Origin of the sequence: Cyclobacterium plantarum, from assembly GCF_011290685.1 — a bacterium.
GTDB lineage: Bacteria > Bacteroidota > Bacteroidia > Cytophagales > Cyclobacteriaceae > Cyclobacterium > Cyclobacterium plantarum.
Map to the genome: position 1 here is coordinate 695278 of NZ_JAANYN010000002.1, position 25095 is coordinate 720372.

Annotated in this window: 15 protein-coding genes; all 15 read right to left on the reverse strand. The window is 44.4% G+C overall.

Translation table 11 applies throughout. The features are described from left to right. Positions 1-5: 5 nt before the first annotated feature. Positions 6-3386, reverse strand: a complete 3381-nt coding sequence (locus G9Q97_RS06975) for a TonB-dependent receptor (protein ID WP_246255468.1) — start codon at positions 3384-3386, stop codon at positions 6-8. Positions 3387-3492: 106 nt separating this feature from the next. Next, complete coding sequence (locus G9Q97_RS06980; protein WP_166144560.1) at positions 3493-4473, reverse strand: FecR family protein; 981 nt, start codon at positions 4471-4473, stop codon at positions 3493-3495. 291 nt (positions 4474-4764) lie between these two features. After that, positions 4765-6129 (reverse strand): sulfatase-like hydrolase/transferase, encoded by a 1365-nt coding sequence (locus G9Q97_RS06985; RefSeq protein ID WP_166144563.1) that lies wholly within the window; start codon positions 6127-6129, stop codon positions 4765-4767. Between the two features lie 115 nt (positions 6130-6244). Further along, positions 6245-6835 (reverse strand): RNA polymerase sigma factor, encoded by a 591-nt coding sequence (locus G9Q97_RS06990; protein WP_246255470.1) that lies wholly within the window; start codon positions 6833-6835, stop codon positions 6245-6247. Positions 6836-7095: 260 nt separating this feature from the next. Continuing rightward, complete coding sequence (locus G9Q97_RS25195) at positions 7096-7995, reverse strand: sulfatase-like hydrolase/transferase (protein WP_166144566.1); 900 nt, start codon at positions 7993-7995, stop codon at positions 7096-7098. Beyond that, positions 7992-8675 carry a sulfatase-like hydrolase/transferase gene (locus tag G9Q97_RS25200; RefSeq protein WP_222851933.1) on the reverse strand — a complete coding sequence of 228 codons (684 nt, stop codon included), beginning with the start codon at positions 8673-8675 and terminating at the stop codon, positions 7992-7994. Before G9Q97_RS25200 ends, G9Q97_RS25195 begins: the two co-directional genes overlap by 4 nt. A 35-nt stretch (positions 8676-8710) precedes the next feature. Continuing rightward, positions 8711-11536, reverse strand: a complete 2826-nt coding sequence (locus tag G9Q97_RS07005) for a hypothetical protein (RefSeq protein ID WP_166144572.1) — start codon at positions 11534-11536, stop codon at positions 8711-8713. A gap of 103 nt (positions 11537-11639) precedes the next feature. Then, complete coding sequence (locus G9Q97_RS07010) at positions 11640-13061, reverse strand: sulfatase-like hydrolase/transferase (protein WP_166144575.1); 1422 nt, start codon at positions 13059-13061, stop codon at positions 11640-11642. A 20-nt stretch (positions 13062-13081) separates the two neighbouring features. Further along, positions 13082-14497: a sulfatase family protein gene (locus G9Q97_RS07015; RefSeq protein ID WP_246255472.1), complete on the reverse strand. Its 1416-nt coding sequence runs from the start codon at positions 14495-14497 to the stop codon at positions 13082-13084. Positions 14498-14651: 154 nt separating this feature from the next. After that, on the reverse strand, positions 14652-16781 hold the full coding sequence (locus G9Q97_RS07020) for a right-handed parallel beta-helix repeat-containing protein (protein ID WP_166144578.1): 2130 nt from the start codon (positions 16779-16781) through the stop codon (positions 14652-14654). A gap of 142 nt (positions 16782-16923) precedes the next feature. Further along, a complete protein-coding gene (locus G9Q97_RS07025; RefSeq protein WP_166144581.1) occupies positions 16924-17232 on the reverse strand; it encodes a hypothetical protein in 309 nt (102 codons plus the stop codon). 74 nt (positions 17233-17306) lie between these two features. Further along, the gene (locus G9Q97_RS07030; RefSeq protein WP_166144584.1) at positions 17307-17525 is read right to left on the reverse strand and encodes a hypothetical protein; all 219 of its coding nucleotides are present in this window, start codon (positions 17523-17525) and stop codon (positions 17307-17309) included. Between the two features lie 407 nt (positions 17526-17932). Beyond that, the gene (locus G9Q97_RS07035) at positions 17933-19399 is read right to left on the reverse strand and encodes a RagB/SusD family nutrient uptake outer membrane protein (RefSeq protein WP_166144587.1); all 1467 of its coding nucleotides are present in this window, start codon (positions 19397-19399) and stop codon (positions 17933-17935) included. 25 nt (positions 19400-19424) lie between these two features. Beyond that, the gene (locus G9Q97_RS07040) at positions 19425-22754 is read right to left on the reverse strand and encodes a SusC/RagA family TonB-linked outer membrane protein (RefSeq protein WP_166144590.1); all 3330 of its coding nucleotides are present in this window, start codon (positions 22752-22754) and stop codon (positions 19425-19427) included. 174 nt (positions 22755-22928) lie between these two features. After that, positions 22929-24017, reverse strand: a complete 1089-nt coding sequence (locus G9Q97_RS07045) for a FecR family protein (protein WP_166144593.1) — start codon at positions 24015-24017, stop codon at positions 22929-22931. Between the last annotated feature and the right edge of the window lie 1078 nt (positions 24018-25095).

Below are 25095 nucleotides of genomic sequence, written 5' to 3' on the forward strand. Positions count from 1 at the left end.
TTTTCTTAAAATCTAGCATTAATACCCAAAGTATAGGTTGCCAAAATGGGGTAATAGGCTCCTCCCGTGTTGATTTCAGGATCCCAACCTTCCATGTAAGAAGTAAAAGAAAGCACATTCTCTCCACTTAGGTAAAGCCTTAGGTTTTGAAGGCCAATTCTTTCCAGCAATTGTGGATTTAAGGTATATCCCAGCTGAAGGTTTTTAACCCTGAGGTAAGATGCATTGGTCACCCAAAAATCAGAAATGACAGTATTTGGTGTCCCACTGTTGGTAATTACTTCCAAACGGGGATAATCCGGATACCTTTCCGGACTCTCCGGATTAAATCTGCCATCCATTTGCCATTTTTGGATGTTACCAAGATTGAAAAAGGCCCATCCCGCATAATTATTTAAAAACCCGTCTACTCCTGAAACACCCTGCAAAAATATAGATATGTCAAAATTCTTGTATTTTGATCCAAAATTGAGGCCATAGGTATATTTAGGAATTCTACTACCTAAGAAGGTCCTGTCGTAGGTCGGGTCTACCCTACCATCAGGCACTCCATCAGGTCCGCTAATATCTTTGTATCGGATATCTCCGGGCATTGGGTTGGGGGTGACGGCAGATTGAGTGGGCCAACCGGCGATATCTTCCTCACTTAAAAAAACTCCATCAGATTCATATCCATAATACATTTCCATGGGGAAGCCTACAAACAGGCTGGAACCATTTCCGACCAGACCGTTTGGCTGTTCTACATTTCCAAGTCCCAGAGAAACCACTTCATTATTGATAATGGAAAAATTTCCGGAAACAGAATATTGAAAATCATTAATTTGGTTTCGATATCCAAAATCAAATTCCCAGCCTTTGTTTCTGGCTGCACCGGTATTGATTTCTCCGATCCCCACTCCCAAAATGGACGAAACACTTGCCGTAGGTTGAAAAAGAATGTCAGTGGTATTCCGGTTAAAATAGGTGAAGTTAAAGGACAATTTCCCCTCCAAAAAACTTGTTTCTGCTCCAAAGTCCAAAGTTTCGGTAGACTCCCAGCGAATATTGGCATCCCTGTAGTCCGAATAAGCTGCCCCGGTGGAAATACTTCCCCCAAAAGGATAATTCATGCCTGAATTAAGCACAGTCTGATAGGGGTAATTGCCTATGTTTTGATTTCCCAGAATCCCCCAGGATGCTTTCAATTTTAAGTCCGAAAGCCAGTTCCAGTTTTCCAGGAATACCTCATCGGAAAGTCTCCAACCGAGAGCCATTGATGGAAAAAGAGCATACTTGTAGTTTTCTGGAAACCGGGAAGAGCCATCATACCTCAAGGTCGTTTCAAACAAATATTTTTCGGCATGATTAAATTTTACCCTTGAAATGAGGGATTGAATCGCCCATTCCTCATCAAAACCGCCTACTCTTTGGTTATCAGCCCCTCCCATACCAATTACCGTGTAATCATTACTGGGAAAGTCTTGTCTGTATCCATTGAAATAGGTATTGATTTGGTTTTCAAAAGTGTAACCCACCAAAAAATCCAAATTGTTATTATCGAAGCTTTTCGAATATTCTCCGATTAACTGGGCTGTCTTGAAAATTTCTTTATTGCTGAATTGGTTCAGGTAGGATTGAGCGTGAAAAACATCATCATTTAACCTTTGTGAGGCCAGGTAGGACCGTTGTTCCAGTAAAAAGGAATTATAGCCTCCGATAGCTGAAAAGACCAACCCTTGTACCGGTGTCCAATCCAGTTTCATGTTTATTCCGGTTCTTGTTCTGGGATTGGTCAGGTAGGAATCTGATTGTAGCCAGGAAACAGGTGTACCCCCACTCTCCGGTCCTATCCCAAAATCACCATTTGAAGCCTGGCCCAGGTAAACTGCGGGATACCTGATGGCATTTTGTATCAACTGATCATTGAGTTCTCCCCCTTTATTGGCAGTTGCCTGAGGCTCGTTCCGCTCCTCAATAGATCCAAATAGCCTCGTGGTTAATTTGAATTGTTCACCTAGCTTATTTTCCAGATTCAGTCTCAAATTATACCGGTTGTAATTGTTTTTTGGAACAATTCCTTCCTGACTTAATATTCCACCGGAAAGAAAATATTTGTTGTTTTCATCTCCACCATTCAAAGTGAGGGTATGGCCGGTCTGTACGCCATCTCCTGCAAACACATGGTCCAAAAACCGGGTATTCGGATAATTGTCCGGATCAGATTGTGACCTGTATTTTTCTATGTCTTCCTCTGTATAACTATTGCTTCCTGAGGCAATATTATACATGGCTGCATAATCCCAGGAGTCCACAAATTGCGGCAACTGAGTTGGCTGATTGAAACCAACATAGCCATTGTAACTCACCGTCATTTTTTTATCGGATCCATTTTTGGTAGTTACCAAAATGACCCCATTTGCCGCCCTGGCACCATAAATCGCAGCTGATGAGGCATCCTTAAGTACTGAAATGGACTTCACATCATCAGGGTTGATATCATTCATATTTCCCGGAATACCATCAATAAGGATCAAGGCATTCGGTGTGGCACCAAAAGAACCCACTCCCCTGATTCTTATATTACCTCCGCTTTGACCAGGCCGTCCGGATCTTTGAATTACGGTTACTCCGGGCATCTGACCTGTTATGGCTTGAGAGAGTTGCTGAACAGGTCGGTTTTCAATGTTCTCAGCGCTAATTTGTGAAACCGAACCAATTACATTTACTTTCTTCTGGGTACCATACCCCACTACCACAACTTCTTCCAATGAGGACTGGTCTTCGGATAAGGTAATGGTCAGGCTCGTTTGGTTACCTACCGTGATGCGTTGAGATTGATAGCCAATAAAAGAGAAAAGCAGTACAGCACCCTCGGCTGCTTCAATGGAAAAATTACCATCAATGTCGGTAGCTGTGCCCGTGTTTGTACCTTCTACCAGGACCGTCGCTCCCGGGATGGGTTGCCCATTCTGATCTACAACTGTTCCGCTGATTTCTATAAAATCCAATGAAATGGTTACTTCCTGACTTTGGTTTGTGCTTTGAGAACCTCCCACATAAATGGAGTTATTGACCTGCCTGAACTTCAATCTGGAAGATTGGGCTACCTGTACCAGAATATCATTGACGGATTGTTTTCCCGGCTTTAATGTTACCGGCCCCCTGTCCTTAAGCAGGTCATCCGGAAAAATAAAAACATAGTCTGTTTTGGATTCAAGGTTTTGAAAAACTTCTTGTATACTCCAGTCCTTATCGGCCATGCGGAGAAATGTTTCGTCGATCGGTTTGATCTGGGCTTTGGAATCATTGGCCAGCAAGGTAGTCAAAAACAAACATTGCAGTACACAGCCATATAACAGGTTTTTGGATACCATTTTGATTAGGTATAGTATTTTTCTTTTCATAATTTTAGGTGTTTTATTGAATTGATTTCTTTAAAGCAGGCAGGGTAAAATGTTTCATTTGGCGATGGGAATTTTATCCTGCTTTTTGTTTTTATTTCATAGGCAATCAGAATTTTATGACTACATTTTTTTGATCGATCTGGTATTCGAACCCCAGGGAGAAACTCAAGCCTGTCAGTATGTCTTCCAGGCTTTCATTGTTGAAAAGGCCCGTAACTTTTCTGTTTTCAAATACTTTCGTTTCAAAACGAACCCCGTACCAGGTCTCTAACGATTGAAGAATTTCCCTGAGGGGTTTGCTTTGAAACCGGATCTTCCCTTCCTTCCATAGGGTCGTTACCAACGGATCAAATTTTTCTTTCGTTAAAGCATTAACACTGCCTTTCACAACAGAAGCCATCTCTCCAGGCACAAGAGAAAGAACCTGCTTTTCTTTGACTACATTGACGTTGCCCTCAGTAAGCGAAATTTTAACCTCTTCTTCTCTGGCATAGGCATTGAAAGCAGTACCCAAGGCGGTAGTCACCACAGCGCCTGTTTTTACCTTAAAAGGCTTGTATTTGTCGGGAGCAACCGAGAAAAAAGCTTCCCCTTCCAGTTCTATTTCCCTATTACTGCTGCCAAAATCTGAATAAAAAGTAATCGTAGAAAGCGAGTTCACGATAATCTCTGACTTATCCGGTAGCAGCAACCTTAATTTTTCTCCTGGTGCAGTGCTTTTCTGGATTTTAATTGGTGCGGACTCAGCGACTGTGGAAGGATCGTCATTTGAAAGCCCCAATTCATATAGAAAATAGCCGGAAAACAGCAGCAATAAAAAACTGGCAGCTATCCTGGCAAGCTTCCCAACTGAATGAGAAACCTGATTTACCCTGTCTTGTTTCAAGGTAGCCTTGTGGATTTGACCAAGGATCTCTTGCTGTCTTGAACGACTTACCTCTTCTGCCTTCTGGGAATCCCAATCCTCCTTAAGCATCCTGAAAAACTGTTTTTCTGAACCTGCCTGATCTAACCAATCTCTGATCTCCCTGTTTTCCCCGGGTGTGGTCTGGTTATTTAGAAATCTCTTGAGCTTTTCCTGATTCAAAATATTTTCTTGTTTTAAGCATTACACCTTGCCCGGACTTTTTACTTAAAAAAATGAAAAAAAAATGAAAAAAATTTTATTCTTACAGACCCTGGCAATTATTATTTGTGGCTTGCAGGCCTTATGGCAAGATTTCATATGGTTTTCCAAAAATGAGCATGTACCCTGTGTCACGTATTGATATATCCAACAATAAGGACAAAAAAATACAGAAGGCTGAATTTCAAATGTTTCAAATCGAAACCAAAAAGCGAACTCGTTTTCCCGAATTGGGTTAATACCGGTTCGATACTATTCAGGCTTTTGCCAGGGAGTCTTGCCTCCCTCCTGAATATGGGACCTCAACAAGGCATTTAGCTGTTGGTAAACTTCCCTATTTTTTTCGATTACATTACTTTCCTCTTTGGGATCCTCCCTGAGATTATAAAGCTCCATCGGCTGGTAAGGGTTGTTTTGGAGTAATTTCCAATCACCCAGTCTAAGGGCATGGTAAGCTTTTCCGCCATATCGGGTTCCTCCTTCTCTTCTGACAAAATAAAGTGGTCTTTCTTTTTCCTCCATTATTTGACCCATTAGGGTCGGTAAAAAACTTCTGCCATTAACCTCATGTTCCACCTTAACACCTGCTATATCCGCAAGGGTAGGAAAAATGTCCATGGACAGATTAACCTGTTCCGAAACAGACCCAGGCTCAATTACTCCAGGCCAGGAAATGACTGTGGGAACCCTTAGCCCTCCTTCATACATGCTCTGCTTTCCGTCCCTTATGGGGCCATTATTGGCAAGAGAGGGTAGGTGTCCTCCATTGTCGCTGGTAAAAATGATGAGGGTATTGTCATACTGGCCTGTTTCTTTCAGCGCCTCAACTACTTTTCCTATCCCATGGTCCATGTGTTCAATAAAGGCAACCAATTCGGCTCTAGTATCGTGAATGCCTGATTCTCTATCTTTTACTTTTTTTAACCACTCTTCCGGAGGCTGAACAGGAAAATGAGGGGCATTATAGGCCAAATAAAGAAAAAATGGATCTTTACTTTCCTTGCGTGACTTGATGTATTCCACAGACCATTGAGTAAACAGATCAGTTGCATGTCCCTCCGGATCAATAATTTCATCGTTGAGGCGCATGTAATTTCTCCCATGGCGGCTATGGGTCCAGTAATCGTCCATCATGTCCTCCAACCAGCCATGAAAATAGTCAAATCCATGTTCATTGGGAAGGTTGGGGCTTTCAAAACCTAAATTCCATTTCCCAATATGCGCCGTATGGTAACGGGCTCTTTTTAGCAAAGCTGGCATCAGCAGGGTGGCTGGATCCAAATATCCCCAGTTGTTATTTGGAATAGATCGAATCAATCCCGGCACCCCTACCTGGTCCGGATATCTGCCGGACATTAGCGCAGCTCTGGTCGGCGCACATACAGGGGAGTTGGCGTAGAAATAATCCATGCGCATGCCTTCGTCTCGGATAGCGTCTATATTAGGGGTACGGATGTCCTTTGTTCCATAATAGGATACATCGTGGTACCCTTGATCATCTGTGAATATGAGTAAAATATTTGGTTTATCTCTTTTAATGGCCACTTGGGCAAAAAGCCCCAAAGCGTTCAACAAAAGACAAGAAAACAAAAAGACAAAAAGGGTTAGGTGCTTCATTACTAATTTTTTACGACACTTAACTTATTGTTCCGCCAAGGAAAATTCTCACCAATCAGTGGCTTCCATTACAAGTTCATTGTGCAATTCCACCATTTTCCAATTCAATCAATATTTAACCCGCAAACAAAACTAAGATCAGTGGTCCACACAAGGAAGCCTTTTGCGTCAACTCTCCCTTTAAAAACTTGGTAGCCAGATAAATATGGTGTTCCACGGTTCTTTTGGAAAGACACAATTGGGCAGCGATTTCATCATGGGTCAATCCTTCGATTTTGCTTAAAATAAAAACTTTTTGCTGGGTTTTGGGAAGGTTATTGATAAGTGCCGTGGCAGTGTTTTCCAGTTCCTTATAAGTCAGTTTCTCAAATACATTTTCTGAACTGACGAAATAGCTCTCTGGCATTTCCTCTATGGTACAGTTTTTCTTTTGATTCCTAAGCTTATTGAGCAATTGATTTTTTACCGATTGAAACAAATAAGATTTGAAATTTTGGTTTTCGTTCAGGCTCTTTCTTTTTTCCCAAATTTTGATGAATATCACCTGCACTGTTTCTTCTGCCTCCATATCATCACTAAGGTACTTGTAGGCAAATCCGAGTAGCTTGGGCAGGTAGCGGTAATATAATTCATCAAAGGCCTTCATATCCCCTTGCCTCAGGGAACATACCAACTCCTTCTCACTTTTGTTAATCAGCAGTCTCAAAATCCGGGTTTAAGTTAATTGATGGCAAACACTTCAAATAAGCTAGATTTGAAAGATAGTTATTTTACCCAAGTCGGTTGTATAGGATTCAATTACAATAATCCAATTTATAAAAAATAAATGAATAAAATAATAACACGGCTAAAATCTACCGGCGGCAATTCCTGTTTTTTTAGGCGAGTCGGGTGCTGATGCAGAGCCCTTGATGCTCAGGATTGCCAAAAACACCCCTACTGACCCCATAAAATATATGTTCTTCATTATCGAAGTGATTTAAATCCATGATCATGGTCTGTAGCAGCTTTCCGCTCTTCAGTTTTTGCTGACAGGGTTGCTATTACCTCTTGGTATTCCTCCTCATCGATGACATTCCTGGTTTCTCCCGGATCAGACTGATGGTCATAAAGTTCTTTTTCTAAAACCTCACCAGTATTTAGTTTTACCCATTCCACATAGTTGAAGCGGCCATCTTTTACAGCATATCCCATGATGGTCTTATCGTAATTCCAACGATTTTGTGGCCAAATGGTAAACGCATACTCCTTTGATTCTGCTCGGTGTTCAGGATTATTCAAAATAGGAATTAAACTTTTTCCTTCAAGGTGGGATGGTTCTTCCATGCCGCACAATGCTGTCAGGGTAGGATAGATATCCAAAGCTTCTACCGGTATATCAACAACCTCTCCTTTTCTTCCACCCGGGACACTGAATATTAACGGAATTCGGGTGTCAATATCCATATTCGACCATTTGCACCAGTTGCCGTAATCACCCAATTTATAGCCATGGTCCCCCCATAGCACCACAATAGTATTTTCCCGCAAACCCAATTTATCAAGTTGGTCCAACAAATATCCTACCTGGGCATCTGCGTAAGAAACGCAAGCATAATAAGCCCTTCTCAAAATAAGTGTAGTCTCGTCGTCAATATCTTCGTACCTACTGGGCATACCATAGTAATTGCCCAGTTCACCAGCTAACCGCATGGTATATTTACCGGAGTTCCCGGGCATTTCTCTGATTTCAGGCATCGCAATGGATGCCTCAGGATACATATCCCAATATTTCGTGGGAGCAACAAAAGGCAGGTGAGGCTTGGAAAGGCCCACCGCCAAAAAGAATGGTTTGTCGGACTTTTCCAATTCTTCCAGCTTTCTCACTGCATTAAGGGTATTAATACCATCCTTATAAATGGTATCGCCCTTTCATAGGCAGGACCACGATGATGTGTCGTATTAAGGGATATTTGATTGATCGCTTCCTTGGTCACATAGCCCCTTCCTGTCCAGGATTTTTTGGGAATCATATAATCGGTTCCAAATTGCTTTTCATGGTCAATACCATGATGATAAATTTTTCCTGCTGCCGCGATATTATATCCGTTTTCTTTAAAAAACATATTCATGGTCAGTACATCGGGCATTAAATCCGCTACAGATTCCCCTGTATAAATACCCTGTTTCTCAGGTCTGATCCCTGACAGGATGGAGGCACGTGAAGCCATACATATGGCTTGTTGGACATGAGCCTCCGTAAACCGAACTCCCTCAGCAGCAAGTCTATCTATATTCGGTGACTTTATATGGCTGGCACCATAACAGTTCAGCTCTGTACGCAAGTCGTCAACTGATATAAAAAGCACATTGTACTTCTGCTTCCCTTCCTCCGCTTGCCTCTCGTTTGGACTACAGGAAAACAGCACGCCAATCGTCATTAAAATGCCAATGAAATACCTGGATCCAGATAGGGATGCTTCCACACCTTCGATAGCATTAGCCCGGGCTGCTAAATGTCTGGCAGAGGGGGTAAGATTTAAAATTCTCCTTATAAATCTGTGCATAATTCCTTTCATCGTTTGAACAATTTATGGACAGTTTATTTTAAAACAAAATACCGGTACCCCCGCTCCGGGATGGTGACTTTGAGTGGCAGGCTAAAATCCCGGCTTACAGCTACCGCCTGTGATTTTCCCCATTGGTCTTCCAAAACTACCTCATCATGCAAGCCCGTATAGTATACCGGAACCCGAATGGTCCGGGTAATCTCCTCGTTCAGGGGGTTGTAGAGCATGAGCAAGCCCTTTTGCTTTCCGGTTGGGTTTACATGCAATAACCCGTCCCAATCCCTGCCGTCCGGACGCCTTAGGTGGATGATGTCCGCATCCAACACTTCCCGGTGTTTTTTGTAAAAGCCTACCCACTTTTCGACCAGTGCTTTGGTTTCAGGCGCATCGTACAATTGCGGCCCCCGGTAGCAGGCTTGTACGCCCGCACCAAATAGGTTGGCCAGTCGCTGCTCGTAATGGGGCAGGTGTGCTTTTAGTGGTTCTATTGTGGCGGCTTCCCCTCCCCCATGGTATTGTACCAGGGGCACAAACATCCAGCCCATGGACGGTGTCTTGGTCCAGGTGCCATCGTATATATTTTGACGTTCGATAATTTCCTGCTGGGCCCTGGGCAGCGACCAATTCGTCTCCCGGTACCCCATCCCGGTTTTGTTGCTCCCTGCCAGAAAATAATAATCCGGTACATTCAGGTAAATCCCTTTGGAACGGGCCCACTGGTAAAATTCAGTAATCCGCCGGTATTGGTTCCATTGCGAATCGGCCAGTCCTTTGTGTCCAGGGTGATCAGTTGCCGCACACACATCGCCCGGATAAGAGCCGTCATGCTCCAGGATATCGAGTCCGGTTGTGCTGTATAGATGATAAAGGGTTTCAAAATAATCGTGTCCCCATTCACTTTCCAAACAGGGCGAATTGCCAAACCGGGGTGTCATTCCCTCTGGCATCACCACGTCACTACCACCGCCCACTTTACGACTGGCCAGCAGGGAATAACCGCCCAGGGCGATTCCCTTTGAATGGGCGTAGTCAGCCAGGCCCTTCATGCGGTCCAGGTTTTCCTTGCTGGTGTCTTCTGCATTAAACCCGCTTCCAAAGGTCATGATCACCATCTCAAATCCCACCTCGGCACTCTGTTCAATGGCTTTTTTCACCGCTTCTGTCTCGGCAGAACGAACATGCATCAGGATGGGGTTTTCGGTCACCCAGGGTGCCAGGGAACGCATCATTCGCCGGTGCTCAAGCCCTTTTCGTTCCCGATCCCAACTATCGTGCAGCAATTCCCATACCCGATATGAAGAAAAGGAAGCTCCCGGCTGCAGCTGCTGCTCCGGACCGTATTTGGGAGAAACTTCCAGCAAAACAGGCATGGTACGCTCGTAGTTCACTTGCGTTTTGTACAGGGGATCCGGTTTCCAGTCAATACTGGAACGCAAGACATTCTCGGAAGTCATGCCACCAAAATTATAATCGGTCTCAATTGTCATATTGGGAAGCATCCACTGCTCCCGGCTGTCGACGGTGCTTTCGGGTTCGGTGACCGCTAAAATTTCACTTGTAAACGAATTGACGGTTACCGGCTTTTCAGCGTTGTTTTCAAGGGTAATCCATTTGCTGAATACAGGTAGCCCATCGTACAATTCGTAATGAACGTTCACTGTAATATCCAAAAGGTAACGGTAGGATGCCAGGCCGGCAGCTTTTGCCGATGGAGAAATTTTTCCCAGCATGAAAAACGCTTCGACTTTGCTGCGCCCTAATCCTCCCTTTTCACTGTGGTCGCCGTTGTTGCCTGTTTCATCCATCTTGCCAATCCGGACTCCTTGTGGGGCTTCTTGCAGCGGTGTATCACCAATCAGCTGCCAGTTGCTTTTGTCATAGGACCAGGAGGCCAGCAGCCGGCCCTCTCTCAATTCCATCCGTAGCCAGACCGATTTCCCGCTTTCCAGGCCGGGCACGCGTTGTTCCTGCTGACCGTTGTAAAACCCGATCGCGTTATCGCCGGGACGAACGTTGAGTTTTATGACTTTGTCGGGAAACACCAGTCCAAGCCCGGGCCCCCAACTGCTACTCCGATCCGTACCCGGATCAAATTTCGCCAGAAAAACCCTGGCTTCCGAAGGTACCGGCCGCTCGGCATACACCGCCGTATTGGCCAAGGCCATGATTTCACCGGCTTTTCCTTCGTTGATAAAGGAATTTCGTTCATGGGCAGGTGATTCCACACGTTTCCAGTTTTCGTGCATGGTAGCGAAGGCGTCTCCGAACAGGGTTTCACGGCTTTCGTCTGCGATTGATCGTTCCGAGAGCACCTGTATTGCCTCCTCGTCCAATTGGTAGCTAAAAACAAGCTCCTTTCCCGGTGCGGGCCAGGGCATGTCTTTCGGCATCCATTCGGCTCGTTTTTTCCAGGCAAAACGGGCTTTGGTATTTTCCACAGTATGGCCCACCAGTTTGAAGGACCCCGGATTTGCCTGCATGGATGTGATCCATTCCGGCAGCAAATAATTGTGAATGGGTTGGCCGGTAAGTCCACCTACTTCGAACCGAATTCCGTCCAACTGAATTTCGGCTTCAGGGCGCACCGAGCGCAAAAAGGACTCCCCGGTTTGCAGGTGTTCCAGTCCGATGGTCGCCCCGTTGGGAGTAGTTGCAAAGTTGCGGCTCACCAGGCCGTTGCTCAGTACCAGGTGTCCTTTGTCGTTGGCCTGCACCCTGGCGGGCTGGTTGGACCGGTAGAGCAGCCAGTCATTGCCAGGAGACAATTGGTCATTTCTTACACCGGCGACGCCACTCTGTGCCAGGGTATTCAAGTGAATGGTAAGGAAAATGCAAATCAGAAGGTATACTTGTCTCATCGATAAGCGGTTAAATGCGTTTAAGCGTTCTTTCAGTTAAAATAGTTTCCCGGGCAAACCATCTCACGCTGACTACCTATCCTGATGTATCCCAATCCCACACTTAAAAGCTAATCGGTCCCAGTGGATCATCCAACGCCTGCTGCTGCATCGCCAGCAAGGTCAGTAACTGCTGCTTTATCCCCTGATACATCGGATCGGCCGAACGGTCCCTTAGTTCTGCCGGGTCTTTTTTCAGGTCAAATAACAAAATTTTATTCAATTTCGGGTAAAAAATCAATTTATATTGGTCTGTCCTTACCATGCGTTGAAGGTTGAGGTAGCAACTGTAGATGCTCGGATAGGCACTGGGCGCATCCTCCTGAATATAAGGCATCAGGCTGTTAAATACCGTGCTTTCCGGCTTGTCCACTCCTGCCAGATCCATTATGGTGGCACTTACATCCTGCAGGTAGACCTGTTGGTGAAATTGCTTGTTTTCTGGTATACCCGGTCCGGCAATGACCAAAGGAACCCTTACACTGTGATCGAACATGTTTTGCTTGCCCATCAAGCCATGATGGCCCACAGCCAATCCGTGATCTGAGGTAAAGATGATATAGGTGTTATCCATTTTTCCGCTTGCTTCCAGGGCCCCCAGTATTTTGCCGATCTGTGCATCCATATGGCTCACTATGGCATAATATTCCTGAATGTTTTTTCGCACCGAATAAGCAGTCCTCGGAAAGGGTGCCAGGGCTTCGTCCCGCAGGGATTCGCTCAAGCCTATGCTGTCTTTGAACGGGTACATGTCCATATGGCTGGGGGGCAAGGCAATGCTTTCCACCGGATACATATCAACGAATTCTTTTGGAGCCTGCCTGGGGTCATGGGGGGCATTGAAGGCCAGGTACATCATAAACGGGGATTCGCTTTTGGCAGCCTGATCCAAATAGCCCTGCGCATCATCTGCCAGCACTTCAGACCAATGTTTTCCTCCTTTCCAAAATCCTTCAAAGCTTTTGTCCCAGGGTTGCCAGGTGGTATCCGCCTTGCTTTTGGGACGATCGTAGCCTTCGGGGGTCTGATTGGGCATGCCCGGTCGTACATGCACCACGTTTTGAAAAATGCTTTCTGCATCGGCTTTTACATGCCATCTGCCCGTCATATAGGTTTCATAGCCGGCTTTTTCCAGCAATTGGGGCCAAAACCGGCCCTCATCAGCCATTTGCTGAAATTCACTTTCCTGCTCCCGGGCATCCCAGACCGAAAGGCCGCTGATCATCATGGCCCTGCTGGCTACGCAGACGGCCCCATTCCATGCCCCCATATTGTAGGCATGTGTAAAGGTGGATCCGGATTTGACCAGCCTGTCCAGATTGGGGGTTTGCACCTGCGGATTACCCAGGGCATGTACCAGGTTGTATCGCTGGTCATCCGAAAAGATAAAAAGGAAATTCGGTTTTTCATCACCGGCTTGTTGGGATCGAAGATGTCCGGAAAATAAAAGGGTAAGCCCCAGAAAGAGTATTTTGAGTTTTATCATTGGGTTATTTTTTAGAAGTTCTATTGGTAATCCTTTCCCTGGTTGCTTTCCTCACAGGAATTCAGCCATACGGCCAACTCCCTGGCCAAGCGGCTGGTAACTTGGGGATGAGCTTTGGAAACATCCTTCTTTTCCCCCGGATCATTGAACAAATCATATAAGGCGAAATTTTCTCCATTGTCAGCAGAGTACAATTTAAATTGGTTGTCCATAATGGCCTGCTGCTGCTGAAAATTAAAGGCGATATATCCTTCCCTTTTTTCAATGCTTCCCTGAATTAATGGAAAAATATTGATACCATCCAGCGGTTGCACCCCTTTTTTCACATCCTGCTCCAATATACCCAATAGGGTGGGAAATATATCGCTGGTGGAAACGGGTAAATTGGTTTTTTGCCCTTTCTCTATTTTTGCCGGCCACTCGATCAGGGCAGGCACCCGGATGCCTCCTTCGTACAGGCTTCGCTTTCTGCCCCGAAAGGGGCCTGCTGAGCCCTGGGTCCGGTTGATCTGTTCCGGACCTTCGGGTCCATTGTCGCTGCAAAAAAGAATAATGGTATTCTCTGCCAGTCCTTTCTCCAGAAGGAAATTCCTCAACCTACCGATTTGTTCGTCCATGGCGGTGATGCTGCCATAATAGTGTTGCTTGTCTTCAGAAAAATCAGCATACAAGCTACGGTAAGCGGACCCTGCCAACACGGGCAGGTGGGGTGTATGAAACCATATGACAGATAGAAAGGGTTTATTGGCGCCTGCCGCCTGGTCGATAAAAGGGATTACCCGGTCCATGATGACCCGGGAATCATCTCCTTCGAGGTTATCCGTAACCTTTTCATCTTCGCCAGACCAGTAATAGGTGCCGAAATGCTCTCCCGGTACCCGCTTTCCGATATCTCCCGCACTAGATACAGGCGTAACCATCGGGTCCCAGGTGGGGACTTTAGATTCGGTCGAAAAACAAACGTCAAAACCATTTTCCCAAGGCGGGGAATAATGGGCTGCTCCCCGGGGTCCTCCCCGATTAGCATCTTTTTCCGTCACTGTCAGGGTTCCTAAATGCCACTTGCCAAAATGTCCGGTGGTGTATCCCCTTCTTTTCACTACTTCGGCAATGGTCAGTTCCTCTGGTTTCATATGTCCGGTATTGGCATGGGTGATGCCGTACCTTTCCGGATGCCTGCCGGTAAGGAAACTTCCCCGGGTGGGTGAGCAAACGGCGGACGCAGCATAAAAACGGTTTAATACCAGACCATTCCGCGCTATTTTGTCCAGTTCCGGTGTCTGTATAAAGATATTTCCGTTGAAGCCCACATCTCCCCAACCCAGGTCATCAGCCATAATCAGGATGATGTTGGGGGGATCTGGGTTTTGGCCCAAAGAATAGGTGCCCATGAAACAAAAAAGCATGAAAGTAAAACTCATTATTCTTTTATTCATCACGTAATGGTTTTTTAAGCTTAGTCCATCGGAATTTATTCATTTTTAACATCAACGCTTTTTTTTTGCAACTATAAAAAACGAACATTCCATGCGGAATGCAAGTCCCTCAAATGCCTGAAGCCCAATTTTTCGCAACGTTAGCGGATGGAGATCATTTTTCGATTTCTGTTACAATATCCGCAAACTTCTTCGCCCGTTCACTTTCCATCCTGGCACATTTTTTCCATTCATCCGACCCATACACACCTGCCTTTGAATAGTCAAAGGGCTTGAAGCCAATTCTACGGACTACGGATTGGGATTTCAGCCGGTAATCGTGGTTCTCCGCGTCAACAAACCCCGGTTCGGCCAGCAGGGAATTTTTGTCTTTTTGTTTTTCCCAGTCAGCAAAGGACATGTTCTGGAAAAGTGGCTCCGATGTCCGGGTATCCCAATAGCAGTTATTATCCATCTTTACGTTGGCCTCCTTGAAATTTCCCAGCAACATCTCACCGCTATTGGTGTACACAATATTATGGGTGAATTCAAAAGATTGATGTTCCTCTACCCGGGTAAATTGCACCTGCCCCTTCAGGTTATAAGCGAAGATATTGTTCCGGATGATATTCTCTTTTCCATAGTGCTGATGAAAACCGGAATTTTTGCAGGCATATACCAGGTTGTTTTCCATGAGCACCTGGGTGGCACCCTCGTCGGTATATAGGCCCCAACCACCGTAGGTGTCTGAATAGATGTGGTGAATCACATTGTGGTGGACCCGGGTGCCGATGGCTTCGGACAGCACATAGACGCCCCCCATATCGGACAGCTCCCCCCAGCCCAAATGATGGATGTGATTGTAAGCAATTTCATTACCTGTGGCAGGGCTCTTAAAATTTCCTTCCGTCCACTCCGGATGGCCATTTTCATCAGGAATCTGAGTCACCACCCCGGTAGCAGCATAGCCCCACATCCACCCAACTGAAACGCCGGAATATCTAAAATCCGCAATCTCGTTATGGGAAACCTCATTGTTGCGGGAGTGAAAAATAATTACGCCCACTGCACTTGGAAACAAATGCCCTCCGTCCCTAATGATGCTGTTATGGACCAGATTATTTGCCGTGACATACCCTTCCTCTTTACGGAAAAGAAAATCGCCGATCTTCACACCGCCGGCCCCCAGGTCGTGCAAGTAACTATGCGTGATGCGGCTATTGGTACATCGCCGCCGAAACCAGATGCCATACAATCCGGTATGCGCCACTTCACAGTGGTCGAAAAAAATATTGTCTGCGTAATCCACCATGATGGTGGCATCCACCGTGGCCGCGGCCTGTAAGGGATCGTGCCCCTGCCTGGGCATACGGTAGCCCGCTACTTTGAAGTGGATGTTTTTAAAAGCTTTGTTTCTGACTGGATCCGATGGGTCTCCCTTGATGGTGATAAATTTATCCGTAAGAGGCACATGGGCAGAAATGGATGCAATCGACTCTCCTTCTCTGGGAATGTAATACACAAACCCATCCTCCTTCCAAAGCCATTCCCCGGGAGCATCCAACGCCGACTTTACGTTTTCAATTTTGAATTTGGTAACGGCATCCAGCTGATTCCAGGGCTGCATGCCCTTCCCCCTGATGAAAACCATGGAGGAATCTGCATCGAAATGGTCGATGAATTTGCGGGTGACGTCCCACTTATGGTAAAAGGAAATCACGGCCTGCTTTATGTCTTCAGGGCTTTCGTTCTTTAGCAAAGCTACGTCAGTGGGGTTTAGCCGCACCTTTTGTATGGCAAATTCCGGCAAACGACCATTGCCTTTGTCCAATACCGTTTCTTCAACGGCTTTTACCTGGAAAAAACCGGTGTTTGGCATCCTTGCCCGGGTGGCTCTTTTACCGTTAATAAAAAGCTGTTCTACGGGAATATTTCCCGAATAAGGCGGGGGAACGGCCGCTCGCCAAAGGTGATCATTCACCTTTTCCCAGTTCCTTACCGGAACGCCCCCATAAAAGGAGACCTGGTCCCCCATCCCCTCAAAAACAATCGGTGCAGCATCAGCAGAGGTCAGTTCCAGGGGAGCGTTCATGTAATAATCCCCCGGTGCAATTTTAACCCATACGGAATCCTTTGTACCCAACTTCCGGATAAAATCCCTGGCTCCGGTCAGGGAGGCCAGCGGTCTTTCCAGTGTGCCGGGATTGGTGTCCGCACCATGTGGTGCAACGTAAATTGTCCTCACTTCTGGTACTTCAGAGACCCAAAGTGTAAGGAGCAATGAAAATAGCCCGATCAAATTCATTTTTTCGACTCGTTTAGGTTTGTTTGAAAATCTAAATTTTACCCCATATTACCTAATTTTTAATCCATTTAAACCAAATCAGACGGCTCGAAGGTCCGCACCTTCAGACGCTAGCTTACCGCTTGCTCCAGCCATTCGACCATCACATCCTCCTGATTTTTCTGAAACAGGCATACATCGCCCAGGACCATGAATGCAAAGCCACCCTGCCTTCCCCAAGCCGTTTGCGCTTCGTTCTTTCCCTGCGGAGGTCCTCTGGATCGGCAAACTGATCGCATAGGGACGTATAGACCAGCACCTCGCGTGGGGCACTCAGGCGTATAAGATCCGGGTAGTCGTAAGGAATTTCTGATTCTCTTCCCTGATACAGCCCCAGCTTGGGCAACACCTGGTGCCATTGCCACAAATGCCGGATTCCTCCCGTTGACTTTTCGCCGGTATCGGTTCGCATGGGCGTAAAACCGCTAAACGAAGCCCCCCGGCAATTCGTTTGTCGAAGGACGTGGCATACAAACCAACCATTCCTCAGTAGGCAAACCTACAGATAAAAACCTTTGCAGGATCTGTTGCCGGAATTTTCTCCGTTGCCATCCCTTTGCCCGCTAATAGATCATCGACCACATCGCTGACATTCGATAATGCTGTCTCCCCCTCCCAAAAATGCGTGATTTTTTTTGCTTGTACGTAATCCCGTTCTACCCCAAAAGTTGGATCGCTGCCAACTTTATACCCCGTGTGTAGCATCAGATTCCGAAGGCCAACTATATTTATGCATTGGAATTGGACCAGACAAAAGCCCAGGCATATTCCAGAAAAAAGTTATTTACATTTTTTGGGGGATACTAAATTAAGTTCCTTTCTTCTTTAAATGTAGATTCTTCAGGGAAATTTACAATACGAAACCCTTTGTATATTTTGCAACAGTACCGGTTCTTTTTATTTCGCATGTAATAATTTTCAAAAAGCTGAAAATTCAGCTAGTACATGGAAAACCTGAATTTCTATAGAGACCCGTAACTTAAAATCGGAAAATCTATCTTTCTTTAATTTGGAATTGATTCAATATCCCTAGATTAAAGCCCAAAAAAGCTGAGTATGATGGCATTCCCACCATACTCAGCTTTTGCTTCAAAAATTTCCAAGAATCCTATTTAATACCCGTCATTTTGAACCAAACTAGTATTGTTATCAATCTCTCTTTGCGGAATTGGAAATAAAACATTATGGGATTTAAATACCCCTGAACCACTATCATAGCCTATCAAGTCTCCGCTGATAGAGGAATCAGTCCTTAACATGTCAAAATAACGGTTACCTTCATAAGCCAATTCCCAAGATCGTTCCTGAATAATGGCATTTCTAAAATATTCTTTAGTGGATTGATAGTTTTCTGTATTTTCCAGGTTAGGGAGCAGGGCCCGATTCCGCACCTGGTTGATGGCATTCAGTGCTTTTGAATTGGGTCCATTTACTTCATTTTCAGCTTCGGCTAGGATCAAAAGTGTTTCCGCAAACCTTATTTTAGGATAATTCATACTGGAACCCCCGACTATATCTACAGTAGGATCAAAATATTTGAAAATATGGGGTTCGAATTCCACGATTCCGGAACCATCAGCTGCCGGGTAACTTGTGTAGAAATTGGCTGTTTTCCGGTAATCATCATCGCTATAGGAATTATAAAACTCGATGTTGGGTAAAATCGCACCAAACTCCTCTGTATTGGCCTGAATACCCCGGTACCTGGGCAGAAACCATGCATGGAAGTTGCTTGAAATAATTGTTCTTTCAAATTGAATGGAAAAAATATGCTCGATTCCATTTTTACTTTCCACATCAAAGGCATCGGCGTAGTCATCAAATAACTGATAGGCCCCTGAATTTACAACTTCTTCTGCTTTGTTGGAGGCATCTTCCCAACGCTCTAAAGTCAGGTAAACTTTCGCCAATAAGGTAGATGCTGCCCCCTTTGTAGCCCTACCATTCTCAACTGCGATGGATCCCGCAACGGGAAGATGGGATTCTGCATTGATGAGGTCCTGGATAATCTGGTCATAGATGACAGAAACATCATTCCTGGTCAGGTTGACATTGCTAATATTTAATGTAGGTTCAAGGGTCAAGGGAACCGCTCCAAATAGACGCACCAAATCAAAATAGAAATAGGCCCTTAGGTAATAAGCCTCACTTAATATTCTTTTTTTGGCATTTTCATTCATTTCTATTTCTGGTACGTAGTGGAGTACAGAGTTGGCTGCATTAATTCCTTGATAGGAATATTGCCACCATAATCTTAAGTGTCTGATTGCCGGATCGTAAATATAGGCATCCAATCTGTCCTGATCCACTACGGATACGCCCGTGCCAGAATCAGCTTGATCAGAAGGCATCTCCAAGGTGAAAAACACACTTTCCCCGTAGGCTATACCCTGGTAAAACCTTGGCAAAATGGCATAAACAGCGTTGATGGCACTCAGCGCATCCTCCGCATTTCGATAATAGGCATTCGGACTGATAAATGTTTCCGGGTTTTCCTCAAGGAATTCCTGACAACCAACAAATATCTGGGTTAAGATCAGGAATAAAGTGATATATTTCAGGCTATAGTTTTTCATCATTTTAAATTTAATAGTGGATACCAGATTAAAGGCCAACACTTAAACCCAATGTAAATGTTCGGGGTGTGGGATAACTGCTGAATTCAATACCTTGCCCAAAATTCCCTCCATAGGTACTCACTTCAGGATCGTATCCACCGTAGTCACTGATTAAAAAGAAATTCTGGGCACTGGCGAATACCTTTAAAGTATTGATCCAATCCTTTCTTTGTAGGTTAAAATTGTATCCTAAAGAAATATTCCTGCCTCGGATAAATGACCCATCTTCCACATGGCGGGTCGAGAGCCTTAAATCACTGTTTTTTCTTACTCTGGCAATAGAGTTGCTAGGATTTTCAGGGGTCCACCGGTCCAATAAGGTGGCGTAACTATTTGCTTGAGTTTGTCGGTCCTCCAATACTATAGGGTTTAAATTCATGACATTATTGCCCTGAACTCCCTGGATTTCAATAATCAAATCAAAATTCTTGTAAATAAAAGAATTGATAAAACCAAAATTGTATTTAGGTGCAGTATTGCCGATAATAGATTGGTCTTGTGAGTCAATTACACCATCCTCATTTAGATCCAGATATTTGATGTCGCCGGGACGGGCATTGGGCTGGGCGCCATGTGTTAAGACTTCCTCCTCATTTTGAAAAATCCCCAACCTTGTCCAGCCCCATAATGATCCAATTGGCTGACCGACGCGGAGAATATTGGTTTGGGTTACAAACCCAGGACCTGGGAAAATATCATCTCCTTCAGGACCCAATTCCAATACCTTGTTGTCATTGAAAGAAATGTTGGCATCAGTAGTCCATTGAAAATCCCCATCAACATTTACCGAACTTATCATAAATTCAATACCTCTGTTTTCCACCCGGCCAATATTTCTAAATATCGATTCATACCCAGTTGTATAAGGTAAAGGAGCATTCAAAAGTAAATCATTCGTTTGCTTGTAATAAGCATCAATAGTCAGTGATAACCTATTGTTGACCAGCCCAATATCCAGCCCCACATTGCCCTGAGAAGTTTTTTCCCACCTCAAATCGGGATTGGGTATCCTTCCAGGACCTAATCCAATCGTACGCTGGCCGTCGATGATGTAAGTATAAGTAGCCAAACTTGAAATAGAATTAAAAACTCCAATTTCCTGATTTCCTGTAACCCCATAACTTGTCCTTAATTTGAGATCGGAAATGATTTCCTGCCCGTCCATAAAACCTTCATCTGAAATTCTCCATGCAAAAGCGCCGGAAGGAAAAAACCCATATTTATTACTTTCGCCGAATTTTGAGGACCCATCCACTCTTGCAGATATTGTAAACAGGTATTTCTTGTCCAAAATATAATTGATTCTCCCCAGATAAGAATTTAGAGCCCAATCAAAGGTATTGGAAGTAGGAGGCTGGGGAGTATCGCCAATCCCCAGGTTATTGAATTTAAAAAAATCATCATTTAATCCTCTAGTGGATGCTCCGAAATTTTCATGCCTGAACTGCTGCCAGGTGATACCCACCATGGCATTGATGTCATGCCTTCCACTTAATAATTTCTGATAACTGATAGTATTTTCGTTCTGCCAGGAAAGTTCCCTGACATTGGACCTTAAAGCCAGTCCCCGGGTATTTCTAGTCCGTCTTAAAGTTCTGGGGCTAAAATAATTCCTAGACTCATAATTGATGTCCGCACCTCCACTGATCCTAACTTTAAGGTCTTTGATCACTTCATATTCTAGAAAAAGGTTCCCCAAAGTCCTGGTGATGGTGAAATAATCCTCAATTTCGTTCAATATGGCAACTGGATTGTCAGTTCCTTCTCCTCCTGGATGGTCAGCACTGTTCGAATAAGTGCCGTCTTCGTATTTTACCGGAAGAAATGGAAACATTTCCAACATGGCCCTACTCGCATTTAACCCGCCGTTATCTGTGTCTATCCGTCTGTCCTTGGAATGATTGATCGTCAGACTTGTACCCAGAACCAATTTATCGGAAAGGTTATTGTCCAGATTAATCCGGATATTGGCTCTCTCCAGTTTAGAATTAAGCATGATTCCCTCTTCATCCAAATACCCAATTGAAATACCATATTTACTCTGTTCTGAGCCTCCGTAAGCACCTATTTGATGATTTTGACGAAAAGCGGTTCTGGTAGCTTCGTCTTGCCAATCGGTATCAAATTCCGGATTCTGGATCTGTTCCTGCGAAAACTGGGGGGTTAAGCCCGAATACAGGTAGGCTTCATTTTCCATCTGCATATATTGAGAGGCGTTCAGCATGGGGATTTTGCGGGCCATATTGGAAAATCCAAATTGACTATCATAGGTAATTTGGGGTTTTCCCGCCTTCCCTCTTTTTGTGCTGATCAACACCACCCCATTTGCACCCCTTGCACCATAGATAGATGTTGCTGAGGCGTCTTTTAGCACCTCAATGGATGCAATATCATTAGGATTGATAAACTGTAGACCCTCCACCCCGATTATGCCATCTACCACGTAAAGCGGTTCATTAGTGGCACTGATAGAGTTACTTCCCCTTATTCTAATCGAAAAATTTCCTCCTGGTGCGGCTGAATTATTCATAACCTGTACACCTGGAATCCTTCCCTGAAGCGCATCCGCCGCATTGGTCAACGGCCTGCTGTGAATCATTTCAGAATCTACTGAACCTACAGATCCTGTTAAATCAGATTTTTTAACTGTACCGTATCCAATAACCACCACTTCTTCCAGCGACGACTGATCCTCCAGTAGCGTGATGGAAAAGTCCGTTTGATTCCCAACCGTAATGCGTTGGGACTGGTACCCGATAAAGGAAATCAACAAAACCGAACCTTCCTCAGCATCCAGGCTGAATTTTCCATCGATGTCTGTAGCTGTACCTGTTGTGGTGCCTTCTACCAATACCGTGGCCCCAGGAATGGGATCCCCATTTTCATCAGTTACGGTTCCCCTTATTTGTACCGCTACTTTAGAAACCGACACGATCGGTTTCTCCTGGCCTTTCCGGTGCGCCTGTACATGGATATTATGGTTGATTTGCTTGAAATCCAATCCGGACTGCCGGGCGATCTCCACCAATACCTCATAGAGGCTTTGGTCCTTGTCCTCAACGGAAACAGGAGGCAAATTCCTTACTTCCCTTGTTAGATAAACAAAGGTGAAATCGGATACTCCTTCGATTCTCTTGAATGCATCCTTAACCGAGACTCCTTCCAGAGGCAGCCTGACCACCACCTCTTCTATGCTTTTTATCTGGGCATTGCCATTCGAGGCTGCTAAAAAGCCCATGGTCAAACACTGAAAGAGAAAAGCATAGGTAAATAATTTGCTCATGCGTATAACATGCCTAAGTATAAGATTTTTCATATCTTTACATGGTTTATTTTGGCTATTGTGTAAATGGTTGAATAAACGGGCATCGGGTACTGATTGGCGTCAAATGCCCCGATGTTTTACTACTTCCGAAGGTGTTACAGCACCTTCGGCTTTTTTTTATGTTAATCTGAATCAGTTTTCCATAGGCAGTGCGGTTTTGAGTTTCTATTTGAATGTTATGCTGACCTGGTCCTTTTCGATCCTGAAATCAAGCCCTGCCGTATAGCTCAGGCCTTCCAGGACATTTTCCAGCGTCTCATTATGGAACTTCCCGGAAAGGTGCATTCCGGGATTAGGCTGGTTTTGAAAGTGAAACCTGACCCCGTACCAGTTTTCCAGGGCCCTAATGGCTTCCGCCAAATTCGTATCGTCAAACAGGATGGTTTTTCTGGTCCAGGCCAGGATGGCATCCTCATCAAATTTAGTCCTGGAAACCACCTTTCTGTCGGGACTGATACTTATGGCCTCTTTTGGGGCCAACAAAATTTCTTCATTTTTTAAATTTGGCAGTGCAATGGATACCTTTCCAGTTACCAGGGAAATCAGTTGTTTTTCATCCTTATAGGCCATGATATTAAAGGAAGTACCCAAGGCAGTGGTATTGACCCCTCCTGCATTTACCGTAAAGGGCCGATCCGGGTCATGTGCAACTTCAAAAAAAGCTTCCCCCTGCAAAAAGACATCCCTAACCTCTTTGAATCTGTTCTCCTCATAGGATAAACTACTTCCGGCATTGAGCATAACCCTTGTACCATCGGCCAGGGAAATACTGGACTTTACACCGGGAGGGTTATTGAAAACAACCATTTTCACGGGTTGGGGCATCTCCACTGTTGGTTCAGGTAGCATATAACGGCTCCCAATAAAACCTAAACCCAGTGCTATCAGCAATATGGAGGCAATTCGCCAAAAATACCCAAACTGAAAAGAATTCTGAGCGCTACTGGGCTTCTCTTTTACAATCCCTTGCCTGATAGGCACTACTTTTGCGAATTGCTTTTGTTGGTCTTCTTTAGAAGTTTTAGTCTCTATTTTGTCCCAAATCTCCTTATATTCCTGATCCTGAAGTGGGTATTGGTTTGAAAACAACTCCAGAATAAGTTCTCTCGCCAGCTCCACATCCTTCACAGATGTGGGGTTATTGGACAAATATTGCTTCCAGGTCTTATTAAGTTCCGGATTTGAGTTTAATACCCATTTCCGGAACTCCGGGTTTAGCACAAGGCCTTTGACTGTATCATTGTAAATATCCATTTAGGCATGGTTTCATAGATAGGTGTCGGACAAACCAAAAATCTATCCTTTATTTTTTGATTATTTTCGAAAAAAACAATCTGCAACTGCTTTACACGCGTGGGAGTTCGATTTAAGAGCGTTCTTACGTTTAAATCGTCGTTAAAAGAACTAACTTTTAAAAAAAAGGCAGATACCAAGATGACAGTTGTTTTTATTTAAGGCATTTAAATTTTACCACATAGTGCAGATAGAAAACATGGTCTTTTAGGTTATTTAAAAATAAATACCAATTAACGAATTGATATTTTAAGATGTTACCGAAAAGATCCCCCCCTGACTCTGGTCAGGGCAGGCTCTGTCCTCCGCCGCGGCGGAGGGATTTGCCTATTTACCCATGAAGGATCTAAAACTGATTTATATATGGTATTACTTGTGAAAAAATTTAAAAAAAAGAAGAACTATATTTTAAATACGCAAAGCGTGCTGGCCCGACAAAAAACCGAGTCTGTCCAGACGGTAGTCAGTGGCCTGTCCCGATTTTTTTCGGGAGGGTGCGGGAGGAAGGATTTTTTTGTTCCCGATGAAAAATCTAGACCAAAAGTACAATAAAAATAGGTTAAAATACCAAATACAACCTTTAACTCATATTTATCCATTAATCAATGAGATGTTTATTTTCCCATATAATGCAAAAAACCTATCGTCATCCCGATTTCTGCGTTTTTTAAAATGTTAGGTCTACCGATGACGTGTTTATTAAATCACTGCAATTCAATGTGTTGAAAAAAACAATATCTTCCTGATTTGTGTAATTTCTAAATGCTAAGCCTACCTGTGACGTAATTGAATCAGTTCTTTTGATAAAGAAGAGACCTAAAAAACCTGTTAAATAAAGAAGAGATAAATTTTAATACGAAAAGAGCGCTGGCCCGACAAAAAACCGGGGGTGCGGGAGGATTGCGGGGGGAAGGATTTTTTTGTCTTGATTTTTTGGTACTTTTTTATCAAGAAAAAAGTACAATAGAAACAAGCTAAAATACAAAAAATAACCTTTAACTCATAATTATCCATTAAACAATGAGATGTTAATTTTCCC